Below are 7,797 nucleotides of genomic sequence, written 5' to 3'. Positions count from 1 at the left end.
GTGGCCTACGGCTACACGCTGGGCAACCTGAGCGGCATCAGCTACCCGTCGAGCCGGCAGCTGGGCCTGACCTGGGTGGACGGCGAGGTCACCGGCATCACGCTGGGCGGCGCGCCGCTGATCACGCAGATCGAGTGGACGCCGTTCGCTGGCACGGTGAAGCGCTGGCAGTGGGCCATGGCCGATGGAGCCAAGTCGAACGAGCGCTACTTCGACCTGGCGGGCCGGGCGATCCGCTACCCGCTGGGCGAGGCGCTGCGAGACCTGCGCTACGACGAGGCGAGCCGCATCGTGAGCTTCACGCACCTGAGTGCGGACGGCACGGCGCAGCCGGCGCTGGACCAGGCGTTCGGCTACGACGAGAACAGCCGGCTGACCGGCATCACGACGAACGCGGCGAGCTGGGCGATCCACTACGACGCGAACGGCAACCGCACSGGCMTGAGCCTGAACGGCAGCCCGAGYGCGTACAGCGTGGAGMCRACGAGCAACCGCACSACGAGCATCACGAGCCCGGCCAGAACCCTCGTGTTCGACAACGCCGGCAACACGCTCAGCGACAGCGCGGCCGATGGCTCGGGCTACACGGCGACGTACAACCTGCGCGGGCAGCTCGCGACGATCACCAAGGCCGGCGTGACGACGCGCTACACCTACAACGCGGCCGGGCAGCGCGTGCGCAAGGTGAGCAGCACCGGGCCGCAAAGCACGGTGGTCTTCGTGTACGACCAGGCGGGCCATCTGCTGGGCGAGTACGACCAGAACGGCGCCGCGTTGCGGGAATACGTGTGGCTGCGCGACACGCCGATGGCGATGTTCACGCCCGACCCGGCGAACCCATCAGGCGAGCCGCTGGTGTACTTCATCCACAGCGATCACCTGAACACACCGCGCGTGGTGGTGGACCGCCAGAACCGGGTGCGCTGGCGCTGGCTGGCCGAGCCCTTCGGGACGAGCGCGCCGGAGACCAACCCGAGCGGGCTGGGGGCCTTTACGCAGAACCTGAGGTTCCCGGGGCAGTATGCGGATGCGGAGAGTGGGCTGTTCTACAACTACCACCGGTACTACAACGCGGCGGGTGGGCAGTACACGCAGAGTGATCCGATTGGACTGGCTGGTGGCGTTAATACATATCAATATGTTGCCGGAAATCCGAATTCGTATACGGATCCCCAGGGACTATTGCTGCCGATGGCTGTGTACTTGGTTGCCGCTTGGGTTGGAGAGGCGATAACCGCGACTACGGCGACAGTAGCTGTAGCGTCGGCGACATACTTGATTGCAAGTGGAGCAGAAAAGCCAGTTGCGGCCCCGAGTACCAGCCCCGCCCCCAGTAATCCGGAACTCCAGCGTGGAATAGAAAGCACCGCAAACTATTGGCAATATAAAAATGCTTGTAGTGACACGAGTGATATCAACTTCGAGCGTACACTGGAGCAAGCAAATGCTGGGTGGGCAAAGCCCGACAAATGCGAAGTTGCCAAGCGTCTGTTGGATCGTGTAAAACAGTGCAAGGCGCTGCGAGAGGCCAACACTAAAAAGTGGCATGGCGGCACGGATACCAAGCACGACCCTCAGACTCATGATGACATTGATCGAAGACTTCGCAATGCCGACGACCTCGTCAGACGTTACTGCAAAGATACCTGCCAATGACTGACAGAATCGCACTTGCCGCTCGCATCGAGATGGCATTTCCGGTCGGAGAATTTTCTCCAATCGAATCTATGCTTCGGCATGGTGAGGAGTGTTCCGATTGCTCCTTGCTTGCCGCCGAGCTAGAGCAGTGGGGGCGCGTGCCTATCACTCGCGCAGGGTTGGCGACCATGGCGAGGATACAGCAACACCTTGCGCCGAAGGGCTGGAGGTGGTTTATTTCGAAATTTCTGCGTGATGTTGTCGCGGACGAAAACTTGTCAAACCGCATCGAGATCGAGTCCTTGATTTATTTCCTATCACCATCGATCACTGCCGCTGACGCGGTGCGAGTGGTACTTGGCGAACTGACCGACCGACAGTTGGAAGTACTGCTGGATTTTCAAGGTTGGCTTGCAATGAATGACTTCTGGCAAGACTATTTAGGGCGGGATATAGAGGCGGCGGTGAAATTTGTAAATGAATTTGTGGCCGAGCGGCACTAGCATAAAGTATCATTTTTGATGCGTCGATTGCATGGTAATAGCGGGTGGCCTGGAAAATATCGCCAAAACGACGCAGCTTCGAACTTGCAATGCCAATCTTGGCGGTCTCAAGTCTGAAGTGCAACACCTTGCCAACAGGTAAGGTCAGCGAATGCACAAGACGAGATACCAACAATTGCAGCAGCATTGCGAGCCTGCGGCAGCAAGGGTTTGGAGTGAGGGCCATAGCCCGCGCAATCGACCGCTCGGTACCCACTGGGCAACCTGCGCGGCATCAGCTACCCATCGAACCGGCAGCTCGGCCTGACCTGGGTGGATGGCGAGGTCATCGAGATCACCTTGGGCGGCACGCCGCTGATCACGCAGATCGAGTGGACGCCGTTCGCCGGCACGGTCAAGCGCTGGGGCTGGGCGATGGCGAGCGGCACGAAGGTGAACGAGCGCCACTTCGACCTGGCGGGCCGGGCGATCCGCTACCCGCTGGGCGAGGCGCTGCGGGATGTGCGCTACGACGAGGCGAGCCGCCTCGTGAGCTTCACGCACCTGAGCGCGGACGGCACGGCGCAGCCGGCGCTGGACCAGGTGTTCGGCTACGACGAGAACAGCCGGCTGACCGGCATCACGACGAACGCGGCGAGCTGGGCGATCCACTACGACGCGAACGGCAACCCGAGCACGTACGGCGTGGAGGCGACGAGCAACCGCGCAACGAGCATCACGAACCCGGCGCACAGCCTCGTGTTCGACAGCGATGAATGATCGTCACGACTTGGCCATCTCAGACACAGATGGCAACCTGGCCTTCCAGTGCACTCCCTGGCGTCCACGTGGGCTCCGATTGATCTCGAAGCTCGAACGAATTGACGGATGAATGCGTCGACCGCTGGCCGAGCGCGACATACAGTGCCCACCACAGGCGTGAAGCTTGGTCGCGTCGGGTAGTGCAACGGAGCGATCGCCACCACGCCAATCAGCAAAGCACAGGTACAGGCGATGCACTCCTCCGGCACGTTCAGGCTTCAACTCCGCTTCGTGATCGTTCCCGGCCGAAGCGGCGACGTGGAACAGGCGATGGGCTGGGCGTGCCGGGTCGTCTCCAGTGTCGGGATCGTCGCCGACAGCAGCGCGCAACCCTACGAGAACCCCGCGCGGTCGCAGATGGTGAGCGTGGAGGCCGACTGCTTCGGTGAGCGCCGGCGCATCGTCGAGAACTGTGTCGAGGCCGTCGGGGCGATCGGGTGGGTGGTGTCCGGCTCGGGCGAGGAGATCGAGGCCCTCTGGTCGCCGCGCAAGGCGGTGCGACCTGCATTCCGTGCCTGCCTCTTCTGGATGCAGATCCAGAYGATGCCGATGAGGGCTTCACCGGCTTCGCGACGCAAACCGCCGGCGCGGCAGGCCGCCAACTGACGCTGTGTCTCTGCACCGATCCCCATCGGTCATTCCAGCAATCCCCCCGACCGCTTGATCAGCACCTGATTGCGCCGTCGCTCTGCTGCGATCTGCCGCACGAAATCCTGCTGCGTCCCCCCCGCCGGCAGGTTGTGCGATTCACGCAGCCGCGCTGCCACCGCATCGCTCGCCAGCAACCGGCCGATCTCGCCGTTGAGCCTGGCCACCACCGCGGCCGGCGTGCCGGCCGGCGCAAACACGCCGAACAGCGAACCGATGTTGGCCTGCGGATAGCCCAGTTCCGCCAGCGTCGGCACCTCCGGCAAGGCATCGAGCCGCGCCGGCGCACCGACCGCCAGCGCCTTCAGCCGCCCGGCCGCCAGCAACTGCAGCTGCGCCGACGCGACGTTGGTCGACAGCACCTCGAACTGCCCGCCGATCGCATCGTTGATCTGCGGCCCGCCGCCCTGGTACGGCACGTGCGTGATGTCGACGCCGCTTTGCAGCCGCGTCTGCGCGAGCACCATGTGGCCGCTGGTCGCGATGCCCGAGGTGGCCCAGCGCACCGCGCCAGGGTGCGCGCGCGCCTGCGCGATCAGGTCCGCAAAGCTGTGGCCGGTGAAGGCCGGCGTGCCCGCCACCAGCACCGGCGTGTTCATCACGCCGGCCACCGGCACCACGCTGCCCAGCAGGTCGCGCGGGCCGCCGGCCAGCAGCGGCTGCAGCGTCAGCGGCGAGACGGCCGAGAAGGCCAGCGTGCAACCGTCGGGCGCGGCCCGCGCCAGCACCTCCATGCCCAGCGCGCCGCCGGCGCCGCCCCGGTTCTCGACCACCACCGGCACGCCCAGCGCCTGCGCCAGCGGCTCGGCCAGCGTGCGCGCCATCGCATCGCTGACGCCACCCGGCGGGTAGACCACGATCAGGTGCACCGGCCGGCTCGGCCAGGGGGCCGTCGGTGGCGCAGCGGCTGCCATCACGGGCCAGGCCAGCGCAGCGCGGACGATCTGTCGACGGGTCGCCTTCATGCCTTCACCTGCTTCGATGCCAGTTCGCGCGCCAGGGCCGTGAAGCGCTGCGCCGGCAGGTTGTCCTCGTCGCCGCGCGACACCAGCGTCAGCGGTGCATCGAGCGAGCCGCTGCCGGCCAACCGTCGATAGGCGATCGCATGCGGATGCGCGCCGGTCATCGAGGCCGGCACCACCGACAGCCCCGCGCCGGCCGCCACCAGGTTCAGGTTCGTCATCATCCGGTCGACCTCGGCGACGATGCGCGGCCGCAGGCCCTTCGCATGGCACAGCGCGAGCAGCTCGGCGTACAGCCCGGGCGCGCCGGGGCGGCGCACCAGGATCAATCCCTCGCTGCACAGCTGCGCAAGCGTCAGCGGCCGCGCCGTCTTGCCACCTGCAGCGCCGCCGCGCCTCGACGCCGCCGCGAACGCATGGTCGCTCGGCATCGCGGCCATCACCGGCTCGCGCAGCAGCGTCTCGAACTGCAGGCCCTCGGGCCGCGCCACCGGCACCCGCAGCAGCGCGCAGTGCAGCCGGCCGGCCGACAGCGCCTCGGTCAGCTCGGCGGCGTTCTCCTCGCGCAGCTGCAGCTCGACCTGCGGGTGCAGCCGCCGGAAAGCGCGCAGCAGCTCGGGCATGAAGCGGTGCGCCGCGGCCGAGCTGGTGAAGCCGATCGCCAGTGTTCCTTCCTGCCCCTGCGCGACCCGCGCCATGCGCTGCGACATCGCCTCCATGCCCTGCAGCATGCGCGTCGCCTCGACCTGGAACTGCCGCCCCGCATCGGTGAGCGCCATGCCGCGCGGATGCCGGCGGAACAGCGACAGCCCCAGCTCGCGCTCCAGCGCGTGGATCTGCTGGCTCAGCGGCGGCTGCTGGATGCCCAGCTGCTCGGCCGCACGCGTCATGTGGCCGGTCTGCGCGACGGCCGCGAAATAGCGGAGCTGTCTCATCTCCATCTCGTCGTCTCCATATGTTTTTCGTATCGGAATGGCCTGCTTATTTTATTTGACCGCAGATCAGGCGCGCGCCTATCGTCGCGGCGCTGTTCAACCAGAAGGCCCGCGAGGCCTCAGACCGGAGACAAGAACCATGGGCCCTGGCCGCCGCATGGACGGGCGCGTCGTGCAACGCATCCGTCCCTTCCTTTCCACCCTCGCGCTGTCCGCGCTGCTCGCCGCTTGCGGCGGTGGCGGCGATGACGGCACCCCTGCGGCCGAAGGCCCGCCGGTCGCCACCGGCACCGCGTGCGCCGACCTCGCCGGCCTGAAATTCACGGCCGCGCAGATCGGCCTGCCGACGCAAGGCGCCAGCGTGAGCAGCGCCACGCCGGTCGCGGCCAGCGACGCCGGCAACACGCTCGGCGACTACTGCCGCGTGCGCGGCACCATCGCCCCGGTCGACCCGCAGGCGCCGGCCATCACCTTCGCCGTCAACCTGCCGGCGCAGTGGAACCACAAGGCCATCCACTTCGGCGGCGGCGGCTTCAACGGCACGCTGATCGACGGCACCGAGCCGCTGCGCTTCGGCCCCGCCGGCAAGCCGGCACCGCTGGCGCTCGGCTACGCCACCTTCGGCGACGACGGCGGCCACCAGAGCAGCAGCATCACCGACGGCACGTTCGCCGCCAACGACGAATCGCTCGCCAACTACGGCGGCCAGTCGCTGAAGAAGACCCACGATGTCGCGATGCTGCTGGTGAAGGCGCGCTACGGCACGGCGCCCGACAAGGCCTACTTCCTCGGCACCTCCACCGGCGGGCGCGATGCGCTGCTGCACATCCAGCGCTGGCCGGCCGACTACGACGGCGTGGTCGCCAACGAGCCGGCGCTCAACTACAGCGGCACGCGGCTGTCGAACGTGGCCGTCGGGCGCGCGCTGTACGCCAACGGCGGCGCCGGCTGGGTCAACCTCGCGAAGACGCTGCTGGTGCAGAAGACCGTGCTGGCCGCCTGCGACAAGCTCGACGGCGCCGCCGACGGCATCGTCAGCAACGTCGAGAGCTGCCGGCAGCTGAACCCGCAGATCCTCGCGACGCTGCGCTGCGCCGGCGGCACCGACGCCGGCGACAGCTGCCTGTCCGATGCCCAGCTCACCACCATCCGCACCATCGAGTCGCCGCTCGAACTGAACGGCTACACGCTGGCGAAGGGCGTCACGCGCGCCGGCGGCYACAACCTCCTCGAAGGCACGCTGGTCGCCGGCCCCTCCACGTCGCGCGACCTCGGCACGCGCCAGGTACCGGGCAACCCGGCCACCACCGCCGACGCCAACGTCTACGTCACCGGCGACCAGTGGGCGAAGTACTTCGTCACCCGCGATGCCGGCTTCGACACGCTGACGCTCGACCCGGTGACGGGCGGCGCCTGGGCTGCGCGCATCTCCGCCGTCTCGGCAATGACCGATGCGCTCGATGCCGACCTGTCGCCGTTCCTCGCGCACGGTGGCCGGCTGATCCTGCTGCACGGCCTGGCCGACGAGGTGATCAGCAACAACTCGACGATCGAGTACTACGGCCGCGTGAAGAGCACCGTCGGCGATGCGGCCACCGAGCAGGGCATCCGCTTCTACACGGTGCCGGGCATGGGGCACGGCACGGGGGTCTTTCTCCCGAGCTGGGATTCGCTGGCGGCGCTGGAGAACTGGGTCGAGAAGGGCGTGGCGCCGGAGACCGGCGTCGTGACCGACACCGTCGCCGCGACCGCCGGCCGCACGCGCCCGCTGTGCCGCTTCCCGGCGTGGCCGAAGTACAAGGGCAGCGGCAGCGTGGACGCCGCGTCCAACTACAGCTGCGTGCAGGAGACGGCCGATCCGCTGGCCTGCCCGAACCTGCCGGCCTCCGCCGCCACCTACAAGGGCGGCAACCTGTTCGGCGAGGAACTCAGCGTCGCGCTCGACCCGGCGACGATGGGCTACACGATCACGATCGATGCCAGCGGGCAGCGCGCGGCCGGCACGCAGCGCAGCGGCGCGCTGCTGCCGCGCGGCAACTGCGTGTTCGCGAGCGGCGAGAACGGGGCCGACTTCACGTTCGGCGCGGGCGGYTTGCTGCAGGGCGGCGTCGCGGCACCGGCCGGCGGCACGTCGATCGGCCTGATCGCGTTCCAGAACACCTTCCAGAACGCGGCCACGCCGACGGTGTTCAACCCGATCGCCAACATCTTCGACGTGAGCGGCGTGCAGTACGGCGCCGACGGCGTCGCGACGGCCTACGCCGCGTCGTCGCGGGTGCGCAATGCCGGCACCTTCCAGCACTGCCAGGA

General features: G+C 67.6%; 7 protein-coding genes. 5 read left to right on the top strand and 2 right to left on the bottom strand.

Going from position 1 to position 7,797, the window contains the following annotated elements; genetic code table 11:
* The 4 genes from AC1D01_RS13540 to AC1D01_RS13525 all read left to right on the top strand — a co-directional run.
* The coding region (locus AC1D01_RS13540; protein WP_477866986.1) for an RHS repeat domain-containing protein at window positions 1-1,656 on the top strand (1,656 nt) is incomplete at its 5' end.
* Complete coding sequence (locus AC1D01_RS13535; protein ID WP_477866984.1) at window positions 1,653-2,141, top strand: MBT domain-containing protein; 489 nt, start codon at window positions 1,653-1,655, stop codon at window positions 2,139-2,141. The genes AC1D01_RS13540 and AC1D01_RS13535, both read left to right, overlap by 4 nt.
* A 312-nt stretch (window positions 2,142-2,453) precedes the next feature.
* Window positions 2,454-2,900 carry a hypothetical protein gene (locus tag AC1D01_RS13530; RefSeq protein WP_477866982.1) on the top strand — a complete coding sequence of 149 codons (447 nt, stop codon included), beginning with the start codon at window positions 2,454-2,456 and terminating at the stop codon, window positions 2,898-2,900.
* 234 nt (window positions 2,901-3,134) lie between these two features.
* The gene (locus AC1D01_RS13525) at window positions 3,135-3,548 is read left to right on the top strand and encodes a hypothetical protein (protein WP_477866980.1); all 414 of its coding nucleotides are present in this window, start codon (window positions 3,135-3,137) and stop codon (window positions 3,546-3,548) included.
* Between the two features lie 29 nt (window positions 3,549-3,577).
* On the opposite strand, the gene AC1D01_RS13520 is transcribed toward AC1D01_RS13525, so the two are convergent.
* A complete protein-coding gene (locus tag AC1D01_RS13520; protein WP_477866978.1) occupies window positions 3,578-4,555 on the bottom strand; it encodes a Bug family tripartite tricarboxylate transporter substrate binding protein in 978 nt (325 codons plus the stop codon).
* Entirely contained in the window at window positions 4,552-5,493 is a 942-nt protein-coding gene (locus tag AC1D01_RS13515) for a LysR family transcriptional regulator (RefSeq protein WP_477866976.1), read from the bottom strand. Before AC1D01_RS13515 ends, AC1D01_RS13520 begins: the two co-directional genes overlap by 4 nt.
* Window positions 5,494-5,626: 133 nt before the next feature.
* Between AC1D01_RS13515 and AC1D01_RS13510 the strand changes: the two genes are divergently transcribed.
* On the top strand, window positions 5,627-7,797 hold a 2,171-nt coding region (locus AC1D01_RS13510), incomplete at its 3' end, for a tannase/feruloyl esterase family alpha/beta hydrolase (RefSeq protein ID WP_477866974.1).

It is taken from the genome of Rhizobacter sp. P3_B12 (genome assembly GCF_056402895.1).
The sequence above is the reverse complement of the archived record's forward strand: the minus strand, read 5'-3'. Positions and strand labels throughout refer to the sequence as shown.

What these genes read in the sequence shown, in the direction of transcription:
- AC1D01_RS13535 (WP_477866984.1), top strand. Translation starts at nt 1,653, where the DNA reads ATGACTGACAGAATCGCACTTGCCGCTCGCATCGAGATGGCATTTCCG.
- AC1D01_RS13520 (WP_477866978.1), bottom strand. Translation starts at nt 4,555, where the DNA reads ATGAAGGCGACCCGTCGACAGATCGTCCGCGCTGCGCTGGCCTGGCCC.
- AC1D01_RS13515 (WP_477866976.1), bottom strand. Translation starts at nt 5,493, where the DNA reads ATGGAGATGAGACAGCTCCGCTATTTCGCGGCCGTCGCGCAGACCGGC.